Source organism: Halomonas sp. A3H3 (assembly GCF_000982975.1).
Lineage (GTDB): Bacteria > Pseudomonadota > Gammaproteobacteria > Pseudomonadales > Halomonadaceae > Vreelandella > Vreelandella titanicae.
Genome location: NZ_HG423343.1, coordinates 1,969,089 through 1,995,368 on the forward strand (window position 1 = coordinate 1,969,089; position 26,280 = coordinate 1,995,368).

Genomic DNA, 26,280 nt, shown 5'->3' on the forward strand with positions numbered 1-26,280 from the left:
GTCATTCCTCGTCGTTGGCTAGGACAAAACCCGCTCGCGAGCGATCAAAAAGCCTAGCGATGAGGTGAAAAATCGATGTGACGCAGAAAAGCGGCACGATGAGATAGAAGTGCCACTTGGGCCAATCGAGCGTAATAGCGATATCGTAGTGGATCGAAGGTGACCGCAGCCAAGCGATGGCGTACCACAGGACAGTAACCATTATCGCCAGGCAGATCAGCTCGGTAAGCCAATAGCAAACGCGCTGAGCCGCTTTAGGCAGTATCGCAATCAGCATGGTCAAACGTACGTGCTGGTCGTTATGTATGGCGATAGAGATGGCGAGAAACGCCATCCAAATCAGAATATAGACGGCTAGCTCATTGGCAAAAAAAAGTGGGCTGTTGAGTACGTATCGTGCGAAAACATTAGCAATAAGCAACGCGCTAAAAGCTATTATCAGTACGTTGCAGAGCAGCTGTTCAGCCCTGGCTAGCTGTCGGCTCGCCTTGGTTAGCCAGGTGTCTTGGGGAAAATACATCTTGGGTACGCCTCTTTGGTTCGGGGCGCAGAAGCGCCCCGACGCGTTTTATTCAGCGTTAAGGAGTTCGGTGGACTGTTGCTGGAATGCTTGGATAAGCGGATGATCGCCAAAGCGCTCAGCGAACGCTTGGTTCGCCGTGCTGAAAGTGTCTTCAGCGCTTTCTAGCGTATACACATTAATGCGGTCTTCGAGCAAGGTGCGGTTGCTCGCTTCTGCTGCAATTTCCGTCTCAGTACCCCAGGCAAGTGCCTCAGCCATGGCGGTATCAATTAGCTGGCGTTCTGCATCGCTAAGTGAAGCGCGGGATGCTTGGCCCATTATGGCTACCTCAGGAAACGCCATATGGCTAGTCAGTGTTAGATGCTCCGCTACTTCATAAAAGCCCGAACCTACTAAGGCATCGAGGTCAATATCCACACCATCCAGCATACCGTTTTGGAGGCCTTGGTAAACATCCGGTAAACTTGTAGGGGTGGGCCGAGCCTCAACGGCTCGCCACCAGGTATTCATCGCTGCGAACGGAATAATGCGGATGTTTTTGCCGCTAACATCCTTAGCGCTGTTAACAGCGCTTTCGCGCATAAGAATATGGCGCATGCCCGCAAAGGTATAGCCGAATGCGTGCAGACCTTTGCTCTCCAGGTTCTCCAGCATCTGCTGAGCAGCGTCTGTCTCGGTGGCCTTGGCCGCCTCCTCTACGCTGGAAAAGAGGAAGGGAGTGAACCAACCGACGAAAGCTGGTTCACGCTGGCTGGTAGCTGCAGCGGTCATAAGCCCTATGTCTAGCAGTCCGGTCTCCATTTGGGTGAACATGGCCGATTCATCACCTAACTGGCCGGAGGGGAAAATGGTAATGGTTAACTCACCATCACTTCGCTCTGCCACTGTGTCGGCTAGGCGTTGGGCGGTTTGATTCAAAATATGCTGAGGTGGGGTAATTAATCCCAGGCGTAGCTCTTTGGCCTCGACTTGTGCGCTGGCAATTAACGCTAGGCCTAACGGAATTGCGCAAAGATAGCGAGTTGTAGTGCTTAGCATGTTTGTCATTGTATTCACCTTGTTTTTAGAGTTTTTTTCTTACTCACTGCAAATTAGTTGTGCTCTTATAAAATCATAAGTTAAAAGCGAAATTCTGAAATCTTATGGGCATGGTAATTTGCAAGAGTTGTAAACAGCGGTTACTTTTTTGTTAGAAATTACTTATATCTAGGGGTGCGTCAAATATCCTCGTCATATAGCCAAGACAGTCCTTCATAAGACTGCTCTGGCGTCCGCGAAGCGAGCATGGCATTGCGCAGTTCAGCCGTAACCCCCGTCGCGTGGTAGAACTCACCGTGAACGCGGGCCATGATCTGACAGCGTCCGGTGCGCAGGTAGCGCCGCTGCTGGTACGCCTGAAAGGCACTGGCAATATCGTTACTGCAGTGGGCAACCTCATCGGCTAGCACAACAGCATCCTCCATAGCCATGCAGGCGCCTTGGGCAAGGTATTGCAACATTGGGTGAGCAGCGTCTCCGACCAGGGTGGCACGGCCACGGCTCCACTCTTTCACAGGCTCTCTATCGCACAGCACCCACATACGCCAGCTATCAATCTTGGCTAACAGTTCTTGAACCGTATCGCAGGTTCCAGCGAAACGACGCTTGAGCTCCTCAGGATCGCCCTCTGTATTCCAGCCTTCCACATAGCGGTCGCTATGGAACACGGCAACCAGGTTGAAGAGCTTTCCTCCACGTAACGGATACTGTACGAGGTGATTTTTGGGGCCGCCCCACAGAATCATGGCATTACGGCGATAGGCTTCTGGCACTTCCTCGATAGGCAGTACCGCACGATAGGCAATATGGCCGGAAACCCTCGGAGCGCCATCGCCGATAATGCTCTCGCGAACCTTAGACCATAGGCCATCGGCCCCTATCAAAGCACTTCCTGAGATTATCTCTCCCTGATCTGTTGTGACACTCATCTCGCCATCGGCCTCTGAAAAGGAGGTGACCCTAGTAGAGGTTCTAAACGCTATCTTGCTCGATGCACGACACGCGTCGAGCAGTACGTTGTGCAAGTCGGCACGATGGATCAGTGCATAGGGGTACTGAAAGCGTTTGATGAATGAGTCACCCGCCGGGATCTCAACGACCGGCGTGGCATTGACGCTGTCCATCATGATCAACTCATCTGGCAACACCGCCAGTTCACGTGCCTGCGCCAATACCCCTAGGCGATCAAGGGCGCGGAAGCCATTCGGTCCTACTTGGATACCAGCCCCCACTTCACGAAACTCATCGGACTGCTCAATAACCAATGTTGGGATGCCGAGGCGAGACAAGGCCAGTGCCGATGCAAGGCCACCAATCCCGCCACCGATAATAAGAATAGGCTGCTGAGTGCTCATGATGCCTCCACGTTCACACTGATATTACCAATACGCTCAATCTCACAATTAATGGTGTCACCAGGCCGGATAGGCCCCACCCCCTCTGGTGTTCCGGTATACAACAGATCACCAGGCTCGAGGGTGTAGAATTTGGAGGCGAACTCTATAAGTTCGGCTACGTCCATGATCAGATCTTTGGTATTGGCGCTTTGTCGCACTTCACCATTCACATCAAGGGTCATGGCTAATGCATGAGGGTTTTCTATCTCATCGGCGGTCACCAGCCAGGGGCCCAGCACTGTGTAGGAATCTAGAGACTTACGCAGGCTGCGCTCCTCTGGCCCACGAATGGTAATATCCAGGCCGATGCTGTATCCGGCCACGTAGGAGAGCGCATCCTTGGCTAAAACGTTCTTGGCACGCTTACCAATGATGGCAACCAATTCAATTTCATGGTCAGTTCGGCGATCCGGAAGTCCGATGCATACAGGATCATCGGAGCCGACCACTGAGCTGGTAGCTTTAAGAAACAGTCCTGTCTCCTGTATCTTCCGCACATGTGCGCGGGAGAAGGTAGCTGTATCCTTAATTGCCTCATCTAGGTGGGCTTGGTAGTTGACAGGGGCCGCGATAACCTTGCCTGGATTGGCAACCGGAGGGCGCAATGTCACCTTACTGAGAGGATAACGCCGAGCGAATTGTAGGGCATCAGCTATGGCAGGCATTAATTCTGGTAGGCAAGCAATCAGTTGATCTCCGTGAGGGTAGGGATATTCCGCGGTACCGATAAGTGGTAGGACGCTTGAGACGTCCAATACTTCGTTACCCTCTACGACACCCAGGCGATGGTTATTGAACAAACAGATTTTCATACAATGTTTATCCTTTTTATTAGGGAGTGGTTACGCGTTTTTTCTCTCTTCCTTCCAAAAGCCCAAATGTTCCTGAAGAGGGCGATCGGAAAAACTGAACAAAACACATTCATCGGAGGCTTCGAAGCGACGCCAGGCCCAGCCAGGAACCACAAACACATCGTGCCGATTTGCCGTCCACTCCTGATCTTCGACCTGAACGCGGACACTACCTTCCACTACGCAATAGACCGCGCCATCTGTTTCCCTATGCTCCACACCTTGAAACCCTTGTGGCAGAAGTTGTATATAAGCGCCCATGGTAAGGATCGGTGATTTACCATTGGTGGGATTGGTAAAGGTCAGCTTGAGTCCAGCTGCAGGATCACAATTACCACTCTCAGCGAGCTTGGTTAACGCTGCCCGGGTGCGCTTATAGGGGTAGTGGAACAAAGGGCTCGTCGTGCCATTGCACTGATACCCAACTGGGCTTAACCCGGATGCGAAACGCGCTTCAGAATCGCCTGCCGGGCGACGAACTTCCTGGCGTTTGTGCGGGGCGTCAGCAGAGAAGCCCGCGTTAAGCATTTGCACGACAGGTACATCAAGGCCATCCAGCCACATCACCGAGTCGCTTCCCTCGGCACCATGGTCATGGAACACCCCTGATGGTGTGATCACGAAATCACCAGGGCTCATCATTACTTTTTCACCGTCCACATTAGTGAAGCCACCTTCGCCACTGAGAATCAGACGCAATGCTGAAGCCGTATGACGATGACTGGGTGCTACCTCGCCAGGCAAAATCATCTGAATGCCTGCGTATAGCGAGGTGGTCACCAAGGATTTACCGCGTAGCTTTGGGTTTTCCAGCACCAGTACGCGACGTTCGGCATCCTCAGCAGAAATGGCTTCACAGGCCATCTCCATATTCTTGCGAATCGTTTTATCACGCCAGATAACAGGCTCCAGTACTTGTTTAGGTTCACGCGGTGTCAAACCTCGCAGCACTTCCCAGAGTGGTGCCATGTTGTCTTTGGAGATTAATTCTTTAAATGCTATGGCGGTCATCGCCCCCTCCTTAAGATTCAACTGATGTCGTGTTTGTAAGGATCAGCAATTATTGTCTCTGCCTTAAATAAAACAATTTTTTTCGTATTGTGATAATTTTGCTTTTTATGCGGTTGGGGTCAAGGCAAAAATATGTATTTGCGACAAAAGTATTATCTTCTGGAGGCTTTGATACAGGCTATGGTGCTGGGCGCTCAAAAATTTTTTTAAGCAATCACAGCGTATTGAGGCAACTGATGGTCATGTGTGACAGTCAGTTATTGCTGTAAGCCCCTAGTGAGCTTTGCAAAAGATGCGCGCAGTGGTTTAAGGGCGCTATTAACAGACGGGAAATGTTGAGGTGGCTTTGAAAGAGAATTCTCAGGAACGGCTGCTGCGATTACTTTCCCTGTTCGCTGATGAAGAAAAAGGGGAGTGGTCGGTCGATGAGGCGTCTGTACACTTGGGGATTTCGGCCAGCCAGACCTACCGTTACTTTAGAACGCTTGCCTCGGCCGGTTATATTTCAGCCTATACGACAGGGAGGTATGTACTTGGCCCGGCGATAATTGAGCTGGACCGTAAACTAAGGATTGGCGATCCAATGATTCATGCGGCGAGAAGTATTATGCGAGAAATGCTCAGCACGGCACCTTCTGCCAGTATCGCCATCCTTTGCCGCTACTTCCGCGGCCAAGTAATGTGTGTGCATGAGGAATTCGAGACTTATCAGCACCATGAGATTAGCTATGAGCGTGGCCAGCCGCGACCTTTATATCAAGGCGCTGCATCAAAAGTGATTCTGGCCAACTTACCCTTACGCCAAGCTAGAGCCTACTTCAACCACGCTCCTGATAAATTCAACCAGTTTGGCCTTGGCGCCAACTGGACAGAGGTCAAGCGAAGCCTTCGAGAGCTTAGAAGCCAGCCTGCTATTATCACGGCAGGTGAGCTTGGAACAAGTGCCTCTGGGATTTCAGCCCCTATTTATGACGACAAGCGAGTTCTTGGAAGTGTTAGCCTCGTCTTACCGATAACCGTCGCAACAGAGGAAGTAACCTCTTTTTTGATGCCCGTTGTAGCAGCAGCAGGTCAAGAAATGACCAGTAAAATGCAGCACTTGGCTCAATTGCAGAAGTGATGAAGACGCCATCTATTTTGCCCCGTGCCTGCTTTCGCAGCACAGGGCTTTTTGTCAATCGCAAATGCTTAATTCATTGAGCGCTAGAAGGGATACTGGATACCTTGCTCCATCACACTGATCCATTGGGTGGTGGTGAACTCATCTAGGTTTGCGGGGCCACCGAAGCGACCGCTGGTACCTGAGCGGCCCATGCCACCGAAGGGTACCTGAAACTCATTGTTTACCGTCTGATCATTAATATGCACCATGCCTACTTTGATGCGATCAGCAATGCGCAGGGCTCGCTCTGTAGATGTGGAGTGAATAGCGGCGGCTAGCCCATAGGAGGAAACATTGACTAATGCGATAACATCCTCATCGGTATCAAAAAGTGTAATGGGGGCTACAGGGCCGAAAATCTCCTCGCCAAAGGCAGGCATTTCTGGCGTCAAGCCGCTAAGAACCGTGGCTTCAAAGAAGTTGCCATCGCGTTTACCGCCAGCGACTACCTTGGCACCCATTGCTACTGAGCGGTTCACGCTCTCCTCGAAGTGCTTAGCTTGTGTCTCATCAATCAATGGGCCGAGGTGTACCTGTTGTGTCCAAGGGTTACCTGTGACTAAGCGGGCGGCCCGGTCGGAGAGATTCTTCATGTATTTTCCGTCACTGAACGATGTATTAAGTGGCGATCTACTATACGGAAAAATTTGATTTTCCAGCACAATCATGTAAAACGATCTCCTTCTTCATGACTGAAAAACCTAAACTGGCCTATCTAGACTAAGGGTCGACAACCCCGTGGAGCCGAGGTCGCCGACAATCTGTTTCCACAGATGGAAGAGGGTCTATGGAACAAGGCCTTATGTCATTTCACGCTTCTTTAGCCATTTTGCGGAATTTGGATAGTTGGCCTCCCCACAGGTTGACGCTGCGCGGTGTCGGCTCCCAAAGACGAGGAACATACGTCACCAAATCGTCGTGGAATTTCTCCATTTCCGCCGACAGTTCGATATGAGTTCCTGCTGGGTCATCGAAGAACACGAACAGGTTGTTGCCAGGACCGTGGCGGCCAGGCCCCCAGGTAACCTCTACGTTAAGATCGGTTAGTCGGTCGCACCACTGCTTGAAATCCTCCCACTCGCTGAGATCGAATGAGTAATGGTCCAACTGACCCCGCATTCCAATGTCAACAACCGCTAAGGTGTGGTGGTCACGATCACTTCTCAGCCACGCAAAATTGCCATTACTAAGCTGGTCGGAAAGAGAAAAACCAACAATATTGGCGTAGAACGCCACCATCCGTTTGACGTCGTCACTACCAACCGTCGTATGTTGAAAGCGAATCGGCCGACGCCCTATGTCCGCTTGGTGTTCCCCTAGGTGATCCATTGCCGTATGAAAGTGCACTCGGTTGCCGTCGGGATCTTCAAACTCAATGCCCTGCGGATCGCCAACAGCTGCATCCATATAGGCAGCATCCAGTGCCCTTACGACCACATTGGCATCTTCTAGCCGGCTTTGCAGTGCGTTGATCGATTCGCTATCCTGTGTTTCAAATCCGAAGTGGGTTAGCGCGTACTTTCCCGATGTTAGTTCGATGACGTGGTGCCCACTTCCCCAGCCTAGACGTACCACGCCCTCCAAGGAATTTTCATGCACTGCCATACCTAATACTCGCTGGTAGAAAACTGTGGTTGCCTCAATATCAGGTACACGGAAACCGATATGAGAGACGCGCGTCCCACTCAGCTTTTGCTGTGAAGGGTTCGTATCAATGAGCAGTCGGTTGTTATTCATTATTTACTCCAGGATTAGTGAGTTGCCGAAATGTAGCCTTGTTAATTCAAGGGTGCTCTGGTTTAACCAAGATGGCTGATTGTTAAGCCGTCTCTGACATGTCTGGTGCATTATGCTAATTAGCTAAGCCCTAATTGCTGCGGAAGCCACAGCGACAAGGCGGGCACCAGGTTGATGATTGCCATGCACACGAACATGGCAATCAAAAATGGGATCATGGCTCTGAACAGCCCGAACATGGATACTTGAGTGGTCGAGGTAACGACAAACAGGCCCGGCCCCACCGGTGGTGTCACGAGGCCAATAAGAGTCGCCAAACTTATCACCACGCCGAAATGGATTGGATCAATGCCCAATGCCAGCACGGTTGGCAGGACGATGGGCACTAACACAATCAGAATGCTCATGCTCTCCAGGAACATCCCTAGTACCACGACCAGCAGGTTGATAAGCAGCAGGAACACCCAGGGCGATTGGGTCCATGCATTAATCATCGCAACGATGCGGTCCGGTACGCCCACAAAAGAGAGCGCCCAGCCGAACATAGTCGCCGCCGCAATAAGGCCTGTGATCAACGCGGTGTTAAGGGCGACCTGTTTGAATATTTCCGGTAGGTCGCTCCAAAGGATGGAGCGATAAATCCACTTACCGATGATTAGTGCCAGCAGAGCGCCCACGGCACCCGCCTCAGTGGGTGTCATCACCCCTGCCGAGATGCCGAAAATGATAAACACCGGAATCATTAGCGGAGAAAGTTGCTTAAGCAGCCCTATCAGGCTCACCTTGCGCCGTGCAGTCCGCTCCAGCTTGGGGAAGTCATGGATAAAGCCGAGCATCATCACCACGACGACAAAACCCAGAAAGATCAGCAGTCCGGGTAGCAGCCCCGCCAAAAACAGCGCGGAAATCGGCTGCAGCGCGATGACGCCGTAGATAATCATGATCATTGAGGGAGGAATGATCGGCCCCAACAAACCACCAGAAACGGTCACCGCCGCTGCGAAGTCGCGTTTATAACCTTGCTTCTCCATGGCGGGGATCATGACCTTACTCATCACCGCGATTTGGGCAATGGCAGAGCCCAGGATAGAGGCCGCCACTGCGTTAGTCAGCAGGTTGACGTAAGCTAGACCGCCTCGCATGCGCCCAAGCAGCAGGTTGGCCAGCTCGACAAGGCGATCGGTCAGCCCACCTCGGTTCATCAACTCGCCCACCAGCATAAACAGTGGAATGGCGAGCAGGCCATTCTTCTCTAGGGCACCGTAAAACTGCAGGGGCAGGCTGCTGGAGAGCAACAGCAGGTCGCTTTGATGCAGGAACACCAGGGTGCCCAGCATCAGCGTCAGCAGAATAGGCAATCCGAGAAACAGCGTAATAAAGAAAACGGAAAAGGTGATCATGTGCACACCCTCTCGGAGGCTTCGTGGCTAACCAGCCGATGGATGGAGAGTAGAAGGCTGACGAACTGGTGGTAACTCATGACCATCAGCGCCACGAGCATCACGCTGAAGTAGTACCAACGCGGCAGTTGCGTCGTTGGCGACAACTCGATTTGCGTATGCGGTGAGGCAATCCATTGCCACGTCAGTGCGGTGAAGATCGCCAAAACACATAGGCCGAGCAGGCAAAAAAAGACCTCAAGGCAATGGGCCGCTCGTTCGGGCAGAAGACTGGGAATGATGTCGATCCGCACCAGCGAGCGGGTATAAAGTAGATGGCTGACACCAATGAAGCTGATGGCCACTAGAATCTGCAACGCCACCTCCTCGGCCCAAAAAAGTGGGGTGCCGAATATATAACGCAACACCACTTGGGCGACCAGCAGTCCGGCCAGCAGTCCCGTCAGGATAATAAGCACCCATGTTTCCAGTCGGGCCAGCGCGCTATCGCACCACTTCAATATGTTAAGCATAATGCCCCCTATGCGGCATGGGCGTGACCTGGGCCACGCCATTACTGCATCCACACTTCATTGATTGGTCACGACCTGGTGATAGAACTCGGCGATTAACGGGTCGCTATCGATATATGTCTGACGCACTGCAGCAGCCGTCTCTGCGTAGCCAGCGGTATTGATCTCGACCACTTCTACGCCAGCGTCCTTGAGCGTGGCGAGATTTTCCTCCTCGACACGTGCTTGCTCCTCAATGCCCCACTGCTCGGCTTCTTGGAAGACCTCGCGGATCATCTGCTGATCGGCTTCGCTCTGATTATCCCACCAAGCTTTGGAGACCAGCACTACGCCGGGGAAGGCCATATGGTTGGTGAGTGCCAAGTGTGGAGCCTGCTGGTAAAGTTTCAGGGCAGTGACGAAGTCAAGGTCAACGTCGACGGCATTCAACAGATTGGTGGTCAGTGCCGGTGCGACTTCGGAGGTCGGTAGCGCGGTGGGCGCCGCTCCGTTGGCCAGCCACCAGTCATTGAAGACAGGATTGGGGAAGACACGGATCTTCTGATTGGTTAAGTCATCTATGGACTCGACCGAATCGGTCGACAGCACGTGCCGCATCCCGGCGATGATGTAACCGAGACCGATCATGCCCTGGGGCTCCAGCTTTTCGAGCATACTAAGGGCAGCTGGCAACTGTGTTGCCGCTCCGGCCTCGTCGTAGTTCTCGAATTCGCCAGGTAGAAACCAGCCATTAAAGGAGGACTCGCGGCTGGAGAGCGATGCGGCGGGAACCACGCCGAACTGCACCGCGCCATGCTGGAGGAGCTGGATCAGCTCGTTATCGTTACCCAGCCTGCCATAGGGGGATACCTCTATAGCGTAACGCCCGTCGGAGCGTTCACCGAGATTTCCCGCGAGGCGTTCAGAGACCTTGCTGAAGATATGACTGGGCGGTACTGGTGTGCTGAGCCGAAGCGTCTCGGCCTGCGCAGTGGCGGACACCATAAGGCTGCCAGCAGCGCAGGCAAGGCCAACTAACAGGGGATTGAAGCTCGATAATTTCATGTCGTACTCCGTATTGTTGTAGTAGTTATCTTCAAGAATCCACCTTCCAGACGATTACCCTTAACCGTGGGTACTCATCCTGCTATCGACGGGAAAATGTAGGTGTTGCTGGGTTTTACAGGGTAGCGGCGGTACTCAAAGGCTGATGAGAATTACCTAAAGCGCTGAACTCGGGAGGGCGCAGCATCTCACCCAGGTGAATGGCATCCGTGGGCAAATTGTTCTTGTTAAGAACCGCCATGGTGTAGCGATCCGGCCTTACCAGATAAAAGACGTGCTCGCCACCATGCGCCCTGAATATCCAGTCGTTGGCTTGGCTGTGAGCATCTCGCAATACCTCTATACCCTCGACGGGAACAGGGTTGTAGTTGCGCGGAGTAACGCACACTTTCTTTAGATCATCCGGTAGGTACTCGAGCCAAGGCTGGATAGCGTCGAACGCCCTCTTCGCATCAGGGTGGTAAGTGATAAGTGCGAAGTGGCCGTCGATGTAGCGATCCAACAGCGCCATCTCGCTATTGGGATTCTCAAGCATCGGCTGGGCAATCAATCGTCCTGTGCGTGTCTTGCGGGCAGAGGCAGCGTCGCTGATGAAGAAACCGCTGACGAAACGCGGCGTCGGCTTGTAACGCATCTGGGTAACGTAGTCACGAGCAGGGCGGTAGACGCTCAGCCAGCGCAGGCCAGTCTGCAACAATGTTGCGTGTATACGGCTCTTTGGCATCATGAACTTGCCGAGCATGGCGGCCATTTCAATCAGTTGCCAGGCGTGCGGTTTGCGCTCTTCTTCGTAACTTTCTAGCAGCGTTTCAGGCAACTTGCGCTTGAGCACCCAAGCTAGCTTCCAGGCTAGGTTCACCGAGTCGCGCAGGCCGCTGTTCATGCCCTGACCAGCGAATGGAGGGGTTAAGTGGGCAGCGTCACCGAGCAGGAAGATGCGCTGCTGACGCCAGCTCTCAGCTTCGCGGGCATGAAAGGCATATACCTGTTTGCGGACGATCTCTGCGTCGCGATCCGGGCCATGCTCAGCCATCAGCTGGCGAACGTACCCTTCTTCTACTGCTTTTTGTTCATCTTCGTCGGGCAGCAGCATAAATTCGAAACGGCGGCTGCCACCGGGACCAGGCAGGTTGATGCAGGGACGCGCTGGATCACAGTAGACGCGAGTCTGGCGGAAATTGTCCTGCGTCCCTTTGAGGTCGATGATCAACCACTTCTGCTCGTAGGTAAGACCTTTCAGTTTGATATTCAATTCGCTGCGCACAAAGCTGCGTCCACCATCGGCTGCCGCCATGTATTCGGCAACAACCTCGTAGTGCCCCTCATCAGTCTCGACCCTTAAACGCACACAATCGACGTCCTGTACAAAGTCGACAACACGATGGCCGAAGCGCGCCTCAACATGGGCAAAGCGCTTGAGCCCGTTACACAGGATTGCCTCCAACTCTGGCTGGTGAAAAGCATTACGCCGCGCATAGCCATACTCACGCCCTCTCGGTTCAATGTTGGCGAAGGGCACGCGCTTGAGGTCCAGATAGACCGAGCCATAGTCCTGAGCGCAGCATGCAAGTACTCTCTCCTCAAGCCCAATGGCCTGCATGGTTCGCATAGACTCGTCATCGATGGATACCGCCCTCGGCTCGGTCACCGTCGAGAGATTGCGTTCAAGCACCAGGGTGCGAACCCCATAGGTTCCCAGCAGATTGGCCAGGGTCAACCCGCTGGGGCCACCTCCGACAATAATGACAGAGAAGCGGTCGGCTAGTGAAAAAGCGGCGGTACTGGTATTGTCAGGTTGTTGTTTCATTACTGTTGTCCTTACGACACCGTCATTAAGACGCATCCTTCCCCTCTGCCCAGGGCAGACGACAAAAATCGCGTTAAGAAGGAAACGGGGTGTTATTTGTGCAGGAAGACCTACCTCCGGTCATTCTGATACTCTGGCGCATAGATTCAGTCGTCACTCTTATTGCTACTGTTCTTGCTATATATCCTTGCTACATGCCCTCGATGCATCTTCTCAAGACATCATCTGTAACTTACGAATTAATCAACTGCGTTAACTTCTCGGTTAGGCGATTCGCAAGGGCCATCACTATCTGGCGCTGCTCCTCCGCTTGGTCTTCACGGTAGGCCGTTTGTGGTCTTACGCAGCTTAGACTGGCGATGACCTTGCCGTTACCATCAAAGATGGGAGCGGCAAGCCCGAAGAGGTTTGGATCCACCTCACCGTGAGATTCGCTGTAGCCCTGCCGCCGGATCGTCTGGAGGACGTCCTTAAACTCCTCCCACGACGAGCCCAAGCTTCCTTTCACTACCTCATGCTGATGCTCTAAGAAAAGCCGCATATGCTGGCGAGCAGGCAGGTAGGCCAATATGATTTTCGATGTCGCCCCCATGAACAGCGGGCGTGGCGTACCCCGTGCATAGCTAACAGGCTCTTTCAGGTGACCATGGCTGTGGACGCAAATCACTTGATCATTGAATAGCCGACATACGATCCAGATCTGCTCACCGTCGAAGACATCGAGTTCAGGCTCGATCTCTCGCGTCGCCTTTACCAAGGGATCAGTCAGTCGCAGCTGTCTATCCCACTGGATGATTCTTGAGCCTAGGCCGTAGCGCCGGGGCTCAACCTGAAACAGCAACCCCGCTTCGGCCAGCTCCTTGGTATAGCGATAAGCAGTCGAACGCGTATAGCCCAGCGCATCGCACATTGCCTCTACCGACCAGATCGGTACCTCTTCCGAGAACAGATCCAGAATCACCAGCATTCTTTCCAGACTGCTATTGCTCTTGCTGCTTCTGCCTGCTCGGGAAGCCTGCTCCTCAATATGCCGATCAAGGGCCACGGGATGCTGTTGACTCATAACTTGATTACGCCTCGTCTGCGATAGTGTTGCGCAGGGTACCGATGCCCGAGATAGCAATTTCGATGCTATCACCTGGTTTCATCCAAACCGGGGGTTCGCGGAAGGCGCCCACGCCGCCAGTGGTGCCGGAGACAATAACGTCGCCCGGAGCCAGCTCGGTAAATGTACTGCAGTATTCAATCAGTTCCGCCACACCAAAGATCATATCGCTGGTATCGGTGTCCTGCATGACGTCGCCATTCAGGCGGGTGGTCAGGTGTAGCGCCTGCGGGTCGGGAATCTCATCGCTAGTCACAAGCCATGGGCCAAATCCCCCCGTGTTAGGGAAGTTCTTGCCGGGGATAAACTGGATAGTGTGCTTTTGGTAATCGCGTACGCTGCCATCGTTATAGCAAGAGTAGCCAGCAACGTATTCAAGGGCATTCTCAGCCTTGACGTGGCGCGCGGTCTTGCCGATCACCACAGCCAGTTCCCCCTCGAAATCCAGCTTGTGCGAGACAAACGGCCGAATGATCGGCGTTAGATGACCCGCCTGGGAGTCAGCGAAGCGGGTGAATATCATCGGGTGCATCGGCATATCACGCCCCGTCTCTTTCACATGCGTCGTATAGTTGATGCCCACACAGAGGATCTTGCCAGCATCCGGAATGACCGGCAGAAACTCAATTTCGTCTAGGCTTAATGAATTTAAGCTTGAGGTATCAAATCCCACCAAGTCGGAAAGAACACCTTTACGTATCATTTCCTTGAGTGAACCACCTAGACGATCGGCAAGGGGAGCGAGATCGAGGACCCGGCCGCCATCCACTAAACCGATGCTGATGGTGTTCTGATAACGGAATGTAACAAGTTTCATATTTTAACCTTTCTCTCGGGCTAGCGAGGCGGAAGAGGTGAGCAAGCGACGATAGCGACTAATGTTATTTACTCTATTGAAATGATTCTAGTGCCACAATAGAGTAATTTCAATATATCCCGCAATGTAGGATTTTATACACACATTGCTTTGTAATCGTATATCGTTGAGGAATGGATTTTTTTTTGTGTTAAGCACCATAATTAGCGCTTATGGCTACGACCAATGTCTATTGGTGAATTTGCTCAGGGCAAGGTCAATTTTTTTTGAAAGAGAGTATTGGGCTAACCCGTCATAGCGACCGTTCGATTTTAGCGTTCTATATAAGCATTCTGCTGGGGCTTTCCTGTCTGGATAAACATGAGCTGAATACCTCGACCTTCCGCCCATGCCGATAACTTACCGCTGATATGTTCTGGCCCGTAGTACTTGCTGAATAAGCAGGTTGGAGCCAGCCATCTGTACCAAAATCTTTGATGCCAATCAGTGGATTTAGGAGATGTACACATGGCTGACAACGTAAAGAATAGCTCTGTGAAGGTGATGATCGCCATCGACATTGCTAAAACGTCCCATGATGCGGTCATTTTATGGCCGTCAGGTCGTACCAAAACGTTTAAGTTTCCTAACACGTTAATGGGTTATCAGAACCTCATTAATGCAGCAGAAGCATCTGCTGAAGATATTTTGGTGGCCTTTGAGCCAACGGCTGACTTTCATCGTAATATTGCCTATTGTTTAAGGTCTCAAGGGGCCTTGTGCCATATGGTGTCGTCTTTAGCCTGCGCCAGAGCGCGTGAAATGTTGTTTAAAAGCTGGGATAAAACGACAAAAAAGACGCGCGGGTTATCATGTACTTGATGCAGCAGGGCATGATGCAACCATTTTACGATCCGTTAGTGAATGAAATGGTGAGCACCCTTTAGATATGGTTGCGACGCATGAGCCTGAGTAGTGAGCAAGTGTTCCCATGTTGAGCACGAAGTGAGATTTTGTGTGCATATTGAGCGGGTTCCTTAGGTAGTCCGTTATCTGTCCGAATGGCGCTAGGTAGACCACGTTGTAAAGCCAGATGATCAGGAATACGTGTTAAAAAAAGTCCGCCAATGGGACGCTCAGGCACGATTGCCACGGCTTCATGGGTACCGTCGTCGACGACGGTGAGGTTCTTGATCACGCGCCCGTATGCCGTCCGGTAAAACACAAAATCCATTGACCAGACTTGATTGGCGGCCCCAGGGCGGCCAAGGGGCATCCGCTCAGACGTGGGAACCTTCTTGCGCTTGCGGCGTTTTACCTGCAACCGAGCAGCTGCGTAGAGACGCTCGACTCGCTTATGATTGACCTGTTCACCGGCTTGACGCAGCTTCAGATAGATCATGCCAGCGCCATAGCGACGATGCCGATGGGCCAAGGCAACAATGCGTTCACGCAATGCTTCATTACGGTCAGGAGCCGATTGATAGCGCAATGCACTGGCACTCATACGGATGACACGGAGCGCTCGGCGCTCACTGAGGCCACGTGACACCATAAAGCGCACCACATCTCGGCGTGCAGGTACACTCACCACTTTTTTCTCAGCGCCTCGCGAGTGACCTCCATCTCCAGTAGCGACTCCGCGAGCAGTTTTTTCAATCGTCCATTTTCGGCTTCGAGTTCTTTGAGTCGCTTGGCATCGGGTACGCTCATACCACCAAACTTGCTGCGCCATAGATAGTAACTGGCTTCTGAGAAACCGTGCCGACGGCATAGCTCCTTAATGGGCAGTCCCGCTTCTGCTTCGCCCAGGAAACCAATGATCTGTTCTTCGCTGAAACGCTTCTTCATGTCCCATCTCCTTACCCATAGGATCGGACTCTAAAGTGTAGCGCTACTCAATCAAGGGGTGACGTCGTATCAATAGCAAATGCTTAATTCATTGAGCGCTAGAAGGGATACTGGATACCTTGTTCCATAACACTGACCCACTGGGTGGTGGTGAACTCATCCAGGTTTGCGGGGCCACCGAAGCGACCGCTGGTACCTGAGCGGCCCATGCCACCGAAGGGTACCTGGAATTCGTTATTCACAGTCTGATCGTTGATATGCACCATCCCCACGCGGATGCGCTCGGCGAAGCGTTGGGCACGTTCCGTGGAGGCAGAATGAATGGCAGCGGCGAGTCCGTAGGGCGAGGCGTTGACCAGGGCGATGGCTTCTTCGTCACTATCGAAGAGTGTTATCGGCGCCACTGGACCGAAAATCTCCTCGCCAAAGGCAGGCATTTCTGGCGTCACGCCGCTAAGAACCGTGGCTTCAAAGAAGTTGCCATCGCGTTTACCGCCAGCGACAACGTTAGCACCCATGGCCACAGAGCGGTTCACGATCTCTTCAACGCGGCGCGCTTGGGTCTCGTTGATCAACGGGCCGAGGTGTACCTGCTGTTTCCAAGGATCACCCGTGACTAAGCGCGTGGCCCGCTCGGCGAGTTTGTTCATGTACTTGTCCGCCACTGAACGGTGCACTAAGTGCCGTCCTGCCTGCATGCAGATTTGACCCTGGTGGAGAAAAGCCCCCCAGGCTGCGGAAGAGGCAGCGGCATCTAAATCAGCATCGTCCAAAATCACCATCGCGTTGTTACCGCCAAGCTCAAGGGCGCATTTCTTGAGCATGCGCCCACACGTCTCGCCGATTTTCTCGCCAACGGCGGTAGAGCCCGTAAAGGAGATCATGCCGACATCCGAGTGTTGAACCAACGCCTCACCCACCTCGGGCCCACCTGGTAGTACGTGGAACACGCCCTCCGGCAAGCCAGCTGCTTCTAGAACCTCGGCCATCAAAGCACCTCCACAGATAGCGCTCATTGGGGCTGGCTTCAGGATCACACAGTTGCCCATGGCTAAGGCAGGAAAGACCGAGCGCATGGCTAAGAGGATGGGGAAGTTCCAAGGAGCTATAACCCCCACTGTGCCAATGGGTACCCGCTTCCAGTAATTGCGACGACCTGGCATGCTAGAAGGGAAGATCTGTCCGTTGGGTTGCATGGGGAGTGCTGCGGCCATCTGGGCCTGTTCATAGGTAACCTGCAGTTCCCATTCAGCCTTGGCTGCTGTAGAGCCGCACTCACGAATATTCCAGCGATTGATTTCTTCGGCCCGCTCTTTGAGCAGGGCGGCGGCCCGGCGTAGGATCTCTGCTTTTTGATCGAAAGGTAACGTGGCCCAATGTTGCTGAGCTGAGTTAGCGATAAGTGCAGCGCGACCTACGTCTACGGGAGTAGCCGTCTGAACTTTAGCGAGGACTTCGCCGGTGGCGGGTCCAATTACGGCAGCCTGAGGCCCTTCAGCAGTTTGCCACTGTCCCAGGTAAATTTTGTCTTCCCAGATGGGTGAAGTCTCATTCATGTAAATATTCCTTATTGTATTTGCGAGTGTAATGACTAACTGAGATGGCTTTAATTCGGAAACAACTGATATGCTGATGTGGAAATATAACTGTTCTAGGAAGTAGGCCAATTGAGGAGAAAGGTAGACGAAATATTATTTGGTGTTTCTGTACTACGTGTTTCTGTACTACGTGTTTGTGGCTGCCGCAAAAAATCATTGTTTTACTGGGATAAGGGGCAAGTCAGCAACAATATCTTATTCTAAGTTCTACTTATGCTTCATTGCCCCCGAAGTCTCCTAGTCTAAAGCCCCTGCCTTCTTCTCTAATTCGTCAACAAAATTATCTTCACTGTTACTTTTTTTACTAGAAGCTGCTGCCTCCAGGGCTGCATGGTATGGACAGCCAATAAATTTGGGGTCGTCCTTATATTGTTGAGCAAAGTGTTCAGGAAAGCGTCCATCCAGATCCTTTATCTCGCTCCGAATACTTTTTTTCTCTTCGCTTGACATCCGCAATCTTTCTTCGATATAGCTTTCGGTTGGGTCGTCAGCGTTTTCTTCCATCTGCCAGAAAATATAGCCCATAAGCTTCGGGAGAATCTCCGCAGCCATTGGGTCGGGTGGGTCGATACCGAGCGTTTTTAGCGTAGTGGGTAGCGACATGGCCCTAATTAGCTGATGGCCAAACCAGTGAAGCGGGGGTGGAAAAAACCTGAAAACAAACTGCTCATAGATAGCATTAGCTACCAAGTTGGCTCGCTCGGGTGTCGGCCTAGGAGTGTTTTCATACTGCTCACAGAACTCTACTAGCTCTTCAAAACTATTTGGATAGCCTGTGATGGGTTGACCGTTTTCTGCATAAAAAAGTTTAGACATGTCACGCCAAAAAAGGTGAGCCGCTATTTTCTCTTTTTCAGATATACCAGGGGCCCCCATCTTCAGTTTTAGGCGATGCATTGTGGTTGCAGAAAACGCCAACGTATAGATGTAATCTTCATTATAGGAGAATGCGCCAGGGTACTTTTTGGCCCAATAAACATGAAGCTTATTTATACTCTCAATAGATTTGAGAGTTCTCTCATCGTTAGGGCCATAGAACCACCAAAGAGCATTGGCACTGCCCGTCTGCTCAACCCGCGAGGTGGATTGGTGAAGTACTTTCCCTCCATCTTCACGCCAGACAGCTTTTGACCCCCAGTCCGTTACGATAAAGTTGGGGAAGGTCAATGCATAAATAAAATTTTGCATGAAGTCATTCAAGCGATAACTGCTTGAAAGTCTCCATATTTCGATGTAATCTTTATAGGGATCGAGGCTCTCGATCTTATCTGCGATCCATTTTTTTGGCTTATTCATAGCTTTACACCTCGTGGTAGATTCATTTTAATTAAAGTGGATACGCTAAGCGCGCTTGGACTGAGAAGTCGTTTTTTGCGCGATTTTCGACTTCTGTCTCGTGATATACGTTGAACCAAAGCCATGGCCCTTTGGTGTTTTTCCACAATAGCCCTGGTCCAATGCCTAATACCTCCTCTCGCGAATCTTCAAGACGTTGTCCATTGACTTTGTCGTCCTCCAGTTGCTTAAAGTAGTATCCATTTAAGCCAACTGACACGTTCGGAATGACTTCATAAGAGGCGGCGAAGTTTGACCAGGCGGCTTGGCCTGCTTGGGTATCGCGAACTGGATCACCATTGAACAGCTGGTAGGTACTGCTGGCAGGATCGCTGTTTTTGAAGTTGTATAAATAATGCAGCCTCCAGCTCATTTCCCAACGCTCAGCAGGCATCCACGTTGCCGCCCAATAAGGGTTTATCGAGTAAAAATTTGAACCGGGATTAAAGTCTTTAGTCTCATCGTATTCACCTATAGGCAACGAAACATCAAGCGCCAAACGCTGAACGAACGTAGGCCGTCCCTGAGCGTCGACTATTGGATCAAACTGAACCATTGGGCCAAGAGATATATCTCCAAAACCTGTGCCGTTGTCTTTTAATTGAGGGCCTTTAGCCCCAAAATCAGCATCGAGTGAAACGATTGGTAGAATGATGCTCCAGCCTAAATGCCCTCCTCTCCCAATTGTTTTTGGTGAGTAGTAAGTAAATTGATTTACTAAAGTGGTGGCACTGAACTCTGGGTTATCAAAAACCTTATTATCATTGCCATCGTTATCGCGGAAAGACGTTGCTCTACTGTGCTGTAAGTAAATATTGTGATTAAGTCCAGGCGGCCCAGCGAAGCCGTCATAGAAACTGGTATTACCAAGGTTTATGCCACCTGGCTGACTAACGGCAGGTGGGGGTGGACCATTTGCCGCCAAGGCAGAAGAACATACCAGGGCAAATAGAGACGACGATATTATTGCACGTGCGTACATGGGAGCTTTATTCATACATCAAGGCCTGTTGTTGTTATAGTGTTTTTGGGTGTTTAAGTTTTAATGCAGAGGCCTAATGCCTCTGTTGCACCTGACTTTAGGAGAGAAAAAAGATCGTGTCTTGTCTGAAAGCGACATATTTGAACAGCTGTGCCATTACGACATTTCATGAGTCGTAGCGTATGCGAGTTACTTAAAGTTCAAGCTCATGGCCCCCCCTTTGCAAGATACGGGGAGGCATTTTTGAAGGTGATTATTGAAAGCAAGAGGGGTGGGCCTGGAGCTCTGCCAACTGTCAAACAACATATTGTCCGAGAATACGATGGTTAGCCTGTGTTGAGCGAGGAGGGCTTCGAAAGTAGCTCGGCTCATAGCAATGGGTAGCCGATAGAGATGAGTGGGTTTGCTTAATAGCTTTTCGTTAATTTTGTTAAGTAAAATTAAGTTTTGAAATATCAGCCGGCCCTGGCTGAATCGCGAAAGACTCGCGGTGAAACGCCATAAGAAGCTTTAAATGATCTGCTAAAGTGTGCACTACAGGTAAAACCCCATTTATGTGCTACATCACTAATCGTGCGCCCTATGCTATTTGGGTCTCGAAGGTCTTCTGCACAGCGGGTTAAGCGGCGCTGCCAGATATACTCACTTAAACTACACTCACTTTCATCTTCAAATGCGCGATGAAGGGTTCGTGTAGAGCACTGCGCAATCTGGGCTATTCGCTCTACGGTTAATTCATGGCTAGAAAGGTTCCTATCAACGAAATCTTTTATCCAGTTTTTCTTAAATAAGCGCGGGTTATGCTCAAGCTCTTCTTCCTTGTTCTTGTTTTCAACCGTGTTCTGGAGCAAGGAAATAATACTTTTGCCTAGCGAACAGGATGTGGCATCGTTCAGGAGAGGGTACTGTGTATAGGCGTCGACAATAAAATTATGGAGCATTCGGCCTAGTCCATTCCGATTATTTATGCGTAAATCTTTTGGGATGGTGGCAGGCGTGCCAAGATCGCCACAAAGAAGCATTAAATACTCACAGTTTTTGGTACTTGTAACAGTGAAATGTCGGCCACAGTCTAGAAAGAGGAGGTCTCCGGGAGTGAAGGTAGAGCTTTTACCACTTTGTTCAACCTGGCTCACTCCGCCCATTTGTAAAACCAGCAACCCAGGGTGAGCATCCCGATATGCGGTTTTATTAATGCGTCGAGAAAATCGGTGAGGGCTGCAAACCATTCTGCAGAATTGCAACTCACCAAGCGCGCCGTATTCAAGTCGTCCCTTGAATGGTTCTTTGTATAGTGGTGAAACCGAAGTACTTTCCAATCGCCGGATGCGTTCCGGGGTTTTCCCCAGATGAATACTCATGACATCTTGCCATTCTTTAAGGCGTTTAGTATGGCTGAAATGCTCTGTGCTAACGCTGGAAAAATGTCTCATGGTGCGCACTCATTTTGTGTGAGGTGGCTATTAAAAAGTACATCCTTAGCTTTAGGCTGGCCCATTGCAGCAGTTGCTGGCGGCTATACGGTATTCAAGAATATTAAGCGCTCTAAGCGTTGATGACCCCCCGGGAGCGTCAGTGCAGGGGCAGCAGCAATAATAGTAATAGGGAGGACCTTGTTGAAACTGGTTTTTTGGCTTCTGCCTTCATCCCCTTTTTTTAATTCATGAACAGCAATATATTGTTTGCTTCAAAGTCTTTCTATGACTTCATCAGTCGATGCAATCTCAGCAACACAGAATGAAAGGCTTGTTAGTGTCGCCTTTTGGACATCTTCGGCACTCATAGCACCGGCACCCAGGTCTGGATGGTACATGGTACCGGTAGCGTCCGAAACAAAAATGGTTTTGTAGTCTCTGAACTGAGCACCTCGAGCAGTCGATTCACAGCACATGTTGGTAACAGTGCCAGTAATAACAAGCGTATCAATCCCTCTGTTTCTAAGCTGAGTTTCAAGATCCGTGTTGTAGAAAGCACTGTAGCGATGCTTTTTGATGACAAGCTCTCCTTCTTGAGGAGCGATGTCAGGGTATATTTCGGTACCTGGTGTGTTATCAACAAGAGCTTCTTGGCTGTCGATAGGCGGCCAGAAACCTGACATCAGCCCCATGTCGCCACGATCTTTTCCGTGCACATGAGTTGTGTAAATTACCGTGGCGCCCTTTTTCCTGCAGACATCTATCAGTTTCTTGATATTCGGTACAGCTTTAGTAGCCATGGGTACACACATCGGTGCACCTGGCTTAACAAAATCATTTTCCATGTCAATGACAAGAAGAGCAGTTTTTGTGGGGTTGTTTAGTTCAAATTTCATTACTCATTCCTTCTTAAATGTCTATGGGCTAAATAGGAAATAGTGTCGAAGGAGTCATGGCAACAAACCAGGTAACCAGAGCGCTATTGCAGGGAAGAATATGCACAGAGCCAACCCAGTGATCTGAAGAAGGACGAACGGGATGATCGAACGATAAATAGTGCCGATTCCGATCTTACCTTCCGTAATTCCCTTAAGGTAGAACAGCGCATAGCCAAAGGGCGGTGTGAGAAAACTCGTTTGTAGGTTTATGGCGACCAAAATGGCAAACCAAATCAGAATGGCTTGACTGCTTAGTCCCAACCCGAAATCCAGTATTTCTACCACCGGAGCCACTAAGGGGAGAACCACGAAGCTGATCTCAATCCATTCCAGAAAGAAACCAAGCACAAAGATCAAGCCCATGATCAGCAGTAGCAAACCATAGGGCCCAAGCCCCGTACCAGTGATCAAGGCCTCGATCATGTAATCACCACCCAACCGCTTGAAGACGACAGAAAAACTGGTAGCACCGATCACGACGAACAGAATCATCGCCGATGTGCGGGCGGTCTCCTGTACGGTTTTACTAAGTGTGTTCCAACTAATACTGCGCATCAGCAGCGCAAGGATCACACTGCCCAGTGCACCGATTGCCGCCGCCTCCGTCGGTGTAGCTATCCCTGCCATGATTGAACCCAGTACGGCGAAGATCAACACGCATGGGCCAAACAGGTCCCGCGCCAAGGCTAACATGAGAGGAGATGTGTCGGTGTCAGTGGCGTCGAGGTCCGGCAGCGGCGCCCAATGGGGCTTGATACGAGCGATGATCAATAGGTAAGCAACATAGAGGGCGCCGAGCAACAGCCCGGGAATTAGTGCGGCTTTGAACAAGTCTCCTACCGATACTTGAAGTATCGAGCCCATGAGAACCAGCATGATGGAAGGTGGGATGAGAATCCCAAGCGTACCGGAAGCCGCTATCACCCCACAGGCCATCTCCGGGTGATAACCTTGCCGCATCATCACGGGTAACGCTAGAAGGCCAAGCATAACCACTGACGCACCAATAATGCCCGTACTGGCAGCCATCACTACGCCCAGAATAGCTACAGAAATGGCGAGTCCACCGGGCGTCCGCCCGAATACACGCTGCAAGGTTAGTAGCAATCGCCTCGCCACGCCGGAACTCTCAAGCATTAGGCCCATAAACACGAAGAGCGGGATGGCGATCATCAACCAATTCTCGACCACACCACCGTAGATACGTGATCCTACTGTGGCCAAGAAAGGAACGGGAATGCCGCCGATGAAGGCGAAAATAATGCCTAGCCCGCCTAACAGGAACGCTACAGGATAACCGGTAAAAATACCGGCCAGCAGCGATACCACCATCAACATCGCCAAATAATATTCACTGATGAATTCAGCCATTGTTGACCTCGTGATCTGTCTCCGCTTTTCGCGGGTCAAGGATGATGGTTAGCTTCTCGAATACTTGACCAAGGGCTCCCAAGGCTAAGAAAACCAGAGAGATGGGAAGTATGGCCTTGATCAGATAGCGATCCGTGAGTCCCCCGTAGTTCGATTTCTCCCCTGTCAAGAAGGACATCGTCACGAAGTGCTTAGAAAGCCAAGCGACCAGTAGACAAAAGGGAATCAGCAACACCAAGTGACCGATCACATCAACCATGGCGCGATGACTAGGCGATAAGCGGTGATAAATCAGATCGACACGCACATGGGTATCGTGATGTAGGGCGTAGGTGCCTCCGAACAGTGTCAAGACACCGAAAAGGTGCCACTGAAGCTCAGTGATGCTGTTGATGGTCAGGGCATTTCCGAAAAGGAGCACCTTATCGTTCCAGCGAGCAATCTCGTTGATGCCAGTAGCGTTGAGCAGTACGGTCAACAGGACAGCCGCCATCACCAGCAATACCAGCCAGCTGGTGACGCGACCTACCAACAGCCCCAGCCCGACCAAGGGTCGAGACAGGGCGGAAGAGACCGCAGCGCCACGCTCACGCCAAGGGGCGAGAGGGGCCGTAGTCATAGTCAGTCCCCTTGGACATCTGTTTTGCTAGGAAGGGTTTGGAGGTCATGCCACTGCTGCATCTTTTCGGCATGCTCTATTAGTGATGTGTACGCTTCGTCGAACTCGGGACTCTCAGCCATTAGTTCGCTGCGCACTTCATCCCAACTATCGTGTAGGGCATTGAGAACCTCATCAGGGAATCGGCGGATCTTGACGCCACTCTCTTCCAGTTCACGTAGCGTCTCTACCTGGGCCGGGATCACCTCATCAGCCTCTTTCTGGATATTGGCCTGACAAGCGGTACTGATCTGCCCACGCTGAGCATCGCTGTATCCGTCCCAGACGCTCTGGTTGATGAGCAGTGCAAGCCAGCCTGCCCCTTGCTGCCAGCCGGGGAAATAGTAATACTCGGCAATCTCGTCCAAGCCCATCGCACTATCAACTTGGGGAATCGAGAACTCGGCGGCATCAACCCGACCACGCTCAAGCGAGAGGTAGACTTCGTTCCCGGGAATCAATTGTGTTGAAGCGCCGAATTTGTTTAGAACCTGTGCGCCCAGCCCAGAGATTCGCATCGACAGGCCGTTCAAGTCATCGGTGCTGTTGATTTCCTTGTTGAACCAGCCGCCTGGCTCTTGGGGTAGGTAGGAGCAAGCCAGGAACTTGACGTTATAAGGGTCCAGCGCCTTCTGCAACAGCTCGCTTCCTTCGCCAGCAGACGTCCAGGAGAACACTGCCTCTGCGGGTGGGCTAAAGGGTAGAGCGCCATAGAGATTGGCAATGGGCAAGTTGCCGGAAAGATAGGCGATGCTGGTCCAGCCGGCGGGGATGGCACCAGACGAGACAGAGTTGAAGATCTCAAACGGAGGTACGAGTTCGCCCGGATCATGGACGGCGAACTCAAACTCACCTGACGACATCATTTTGATTCTTTCGGAGATGTTCTTGGCGCTCTGGCCAAACAGGTTCTGAGTAGAGTAGGCGCTCGCGACATCTAGCCTTTCGCTGGCGTGTGCAGTACCTACTGCTGCCGCCGCTATAGCGGCTGCCAGCGGGATAATGCGTGCGGTGGTTGTTAAGTGTCCAAGGCTCTTTGTAGTCATCTCATTACCTTATTTTATGTTTGAGTATGTTTGTTAGCCTTGAAAGGGTCACAACCGCTGCAATCTAGAGCAAATACTTAATAGGTTTAAAGGCATGCCTTAAAGGTTTGTCTTATTTAGGGAAGGTCTGAATAACTGCCGATATTCATCAACGCTTACTTGAGCCTACAAAAAATCGAAAATTTAGACACTCTTCTCCCTTTCTTTGTGTATTTTTGCTCCTTTCCCGCTCATTGAGCGGGAAAGGAGCGCAATCGCCCTATTCCCATAGGTATTTCTCACTGATCAGCAGGTTGCTGAACGCCGCCAGCAAGTGCAGGCGCTGAGTGTTTTTGGCCAGTCCACGATAGCGAGCCTTGCCATAACCAAAAACTTGTTTGATGTACCGAAAGGGGTGCTCCACCTTGGCACGGATACTGGCTTTGATGTTTTCGACTTTCTGTCGCCTGGCATCTAGCTTCTTGCGGGTGCCAGGCCGTTTGGCAATATACCAAGAGATATCGTTGCGGTGCTTGTGCTCGTCGCGTTTTTGAATACCCAGGTAACCGGCATCACCGAAGACGCGTTGCTCTTCACCGTGAAGGAGCTTATCGGCAGGCACAATGTCATGGACATTGGCAGCCGTGGTCTCGATGCTGTGAATCAACCCAAGCTTATCGTCGACACCTATATGCATTTTCATGCCAAAGTGCCAAGAGCTACC

24 protein-coding genes and 1 pseudogene are annotated in these 26,280 nt (G+C 51.4%); 2 read left to right on the forward strand and 23 right to left on the reverse strand.

The genetic code is table 11. The features are described from left to right. Position 1: 1 nt before the first annotated feature. The 5 genes from HALA3H3_RS08725 to HALA3H3_RS08745 form a co-directional block, all read right to left on the reverse strand. The gene (locus tag HALA3H3_RS08725) at positions 2–520 is read right to left on the reverse strand and encodes a TRAP transporter small permease (protein WP_022521172.1); all 519 of its coding nucleotides are present in this window, start codon (positions 518–520) and stop codon (positions 2–4) included. A 48-nt stretch (positions 521–568) separates the two neighbouring features. Further along, a complete protein-coding gene (locus tag HALA3H3_RS08730) occupies positions 569–1,570 on the reverse strand; it encodes a TRAP transporter substrate-binding protein (protein WP_022521173.1) in 1,002 nt (333 codons plus the stop codon). A 170-nt stretch (positions 1,571–1,740) separates the two neighbouring features. Then, positions 1,741–2,916: a 3-hydroxybenzoate 6-monooxygenase gene (locus HALA3H3_RS08735; RefSeq protein WP_022521174.1), complete on the reverse strand. Its 1,176-nt coding sequence runs from the start codon at positions 2,914–2,916 to the stop codon at positions 1,741–1,743. Further along, positions 2,913–3,770, reverse strand: coding sequence for a fumarylacetoacetate hydrolase family protein (locus HALA3H3_RS08740; protein WP_022521175.1), 858 nt, complete (start codon positions 3,768–3,770; stop codon positions 2,913–2,915). The genes HALA3H3_RS08735 and HALA3H3_RS08740 overlap by 4 nt, the downstream gene beginning before the upstream one ends. Before the next feature lie 30 nt (positions 3,771–3,800). Further along, positions 3,801–4,820: a cupin domain-containing protein gene (locus HALA3H3_RS08745; RefSeq protein ID WP_022521176.1), complete on the reverse strand. Its 1,020-nt coding sequence runs from the start codon at positions 4,818–4,820 to the stop codon at positions 3,801–3,803. 340 nt (positions 4,821–5,160) lie between these two features. Between HALA3H3_RS08745 and HALA3H3_RS08750 the strand changes: the two genes are divergently transcribed. Continuing rightward, entirely contained in the window at positions 5,161–5,940 is a 780-nt protein-coding gene (locus HALA3H3_RS08750; protein ID WP_022521178.1) for an IclR family transcriptional regulator, read from the forward strand. Between the two features lie 83 nt (positions 5,941–6,023). Here the strand turns inward: HALA3H3_RS08750 and HALA3H3_RS08755 are convergent, their stop codons facing one another. The 8 genes from HALA3H3_RS08755 to HALA3H3_RS08790 form a co-directional block, all read right to left on the reverse strand. After that, positions 6,024–6,575, reverse strand: coding sequence for an aldehyde dehydrogenase family protein (locus HALA3H3_RS08755; protein ID WP_196518051.1), 552 nt, complete (start codon positions 6,573–6,575; stop codon positions 6,024–6,026). Positions 6,576–6,792: 217 nt separating this feature from the next. Next, a complete protein-coding gene (locus tag HALA3H3_RS08760) occupies positions 6,793–7,719 on the reverse strand; it encodes a VOC family protein (protein ID WP_022521180.1) in 927 nt (308 codons plus the stop codon). A 119-nt stretch (positions 7,720–7,838) separates the two neighbouring features. Beyond that, positions 7,839–9,119, reverse strand: coding sequence for a TRAP transporter large permease (locus HALA3H3_RS08765; RefSeq protein ID WP_022521181.1), 1,281 nt, complete (start codon positions 9,117–9,119; stop codon positions 7,839–7,841). Next, positions 9,116–9,631: a TRAP transporter small permease gene (locus tag HALA3H3_RS08770; protein ID WP_022521182.1), complete on the reverse strand. Its 516-nt coding sequence runs from the start codon at positions 9,629–9,631 to the stop codon at positions 9,116–9,118. Before HALA3H3_RS08770 ends, HALA3H3_RS08765 begins: the two co-directional genes overlap by 4 nt. Positions 9,632–9,688: 57 nt before the next feature. Next, positions 9,689–10,675, reverse strand: coding sequence for a TRAP transporter substrate-binding protein (locus HALA3H3_RS08775; RefSeq protein WP_022521183.1), 987 nt, complete (start codon positions 10,673–10,675; stop codon positions 9,689–9,691). 115 nt (positions 10,676–10,790) lie between these two features. Beyond that, complete coding sequence (locus HALA3H3_RS08780; protein ID WP_230804236.1) at positions 10,791–12,482, reverse strand: bifunctional 3-(3-hydroxy-phenyl)propionate/3-hydroxycinnamic acid hydroxylase; 1,692 nt, start codon at positions 12,480–12,482, stop codon at positions 10,791–10,793. Between the two features lie 232 nt (positions 12,483–12,714). Next, the gene (locus tag HALA3H3_RS08785; protein WP_022521186.1) at positions 12,715–13,545 is read right to left on the reverse strand and encodes an IclR family transcriptional regulator; all 831 of its coding nucleotides are present in this window, start codon (positions 13,543–13,545) and stop codon (positions 12,715–12,717) included. Positions 13,546–13,552: 7 nt separating this feature from the next. Continuing rightward, positions 13,553–14,404 (reverse strand): fumarylacetoacetate hydrolase family protein, encoded by an 852-nt coding sequence (locus HALA3H3_RS08790; RefSeq protein WP_022521187.1) that lies wholly within the window; start codon positions 14,402–14,404, stop codon positions 13,553–13,555. A 507-nt stretch (positions 14,405–14,911) separates the two neighbouring features. On the opposite strand from HALA3H3_RS08790, the gene HALA3H3_RS08795 reads away from it, so the two are divergent. Beyond that, positions 14,912–15,265 carry an IS110 family transposase gene (locus tag HALA3H3_RS08795; protein ID WP_022521188.1) on the forward strand — a complete coding sequence of 118 codons (354 nt, stop codon included), beginning with the start codon at positions 14,912–14,914 and terminating at the stop codon, positions 15,263–15,265. 163 nt (positions 15,266–15,428) lie between these two features. Here the strand turns inward: HALA3H3_RS08795 and HALA3H3_RS26630 are convergent. From HALA3H3_RS26630 to HALA3H3_RS08850, 10 genes and pseudogenes are all read right to left on the reverse strand, one after another. After that, positions 15,429–16,234: pseudogene (locus HALA3H3_RS26630) on the reverse strand (transposase); the annotation flags it as partial. Between the two features lie 98 nt (positions 16,235–16,332). Further along, on the reverse strand, positions 16,333–17,790 hold the full coding sequence (locus HALA3H3_RS08810) for a benzaldehyde dehydrogenase (RefSeq protein ID WP_022521191.1): 1,458 nt from the start codon (positions 17,788–17,790) through the stop codon (positions 16,333–16,335). A 279-nt stretch (positions 17,791–18,069) separates the two neighbouring features. Then, complete coding sequence (locus HALA3H3_RS08815; protein ID WP_009286254.1) at positions 18,070–19,128, reverse strand: hypothetical protein; 1,059 nt, start codon at positions 19,126–19,128, stop codon at positions 18,070–18,072. A gap of 31 nt (positions 19,129–19,159) precedes the next feature. Then, on the reverse strand, positions 19,160–20,164 hold the full coding sequence (locus HALA3H3_RS08820) for a SphA family protein (RefSeq protein ID WP_009286253.1): 1,005 nt from the start codon (positions 20,162–20,164) through the stop codon (positions 19,160–19,162). Positions 20,165–20,604: 440 nt separating this feature from the next. Next, on the reverse strand, positions 20,605–21,582 hold the full coding sequence (locus tag HALA3H3_RS08825) for a helix-turn-helix domain-containing protein (RefSeq protein WP_022521192.1): 978 nt from the start codon (positions 21,580–21,582) through the stop codon (positions 20,605–20,607). A 254-nt stretch (positions 21,583–21,836) separates the two neighbouring features. Further along, positions 21,837–22,460, reverse strand: a complete 624-nt coding sequence (locus tag HALA3H3_RS08830; RefSeq protein WP_022521193.1) for an isochorismatase family protein — start codon at positions 22,458–22,460, stop codon at positions 21,837–21,839. A 54-nt stretch (positions 22,461–22,514) separates the two neighbouring features. Next, positions 22,515–23,873, reverse strand: coding sequence for a TRAP transporter large permease (locus tag HALA3H3_RS08835; protein ID WP_022521194.1), 1,359 nt, complete (start codon positions 23,871–23,873; stop codon positions 22,515–22,517). Continuing rightward, complete coding sequence (locus tag HALA3H3_RS08840; RefSeq protein ID WP_022521195.1) at positions 23,866–24,492, reverse strand: TRAP transporter small permease subunit; 627 nt, start codon at positions 24,490–24,492, stop codon at positions 23,866–23,868. The genes HALA3H3_RS08835 and HALA3H3_RS08840 overlap by 8 nt, the downstream gene beginning before the upstream one ends. Positions 24,493–24,494: 2 nt before the next feature. Continuing rightward, complete coding sequence (locus tag HALA3H3_RS08845) at positions 24,495–25,577, reverse strand: TRAP transporter substrate-binding protein (protein ID WP_022521196.1); 1,083 nt, start codon at positions 25,575–25,577, stop codon at positions 24,495–24,497. Between the two features lie 259 nt (positions 25,578–25,836). Next, positions 25,837–26,280: IS5 family transposase (locus tag HALA3H3_RS08850; protein ID WP_144410447.1), on the reverse strand; the 444-nt coding region annotated here is incomplete at its 5' end.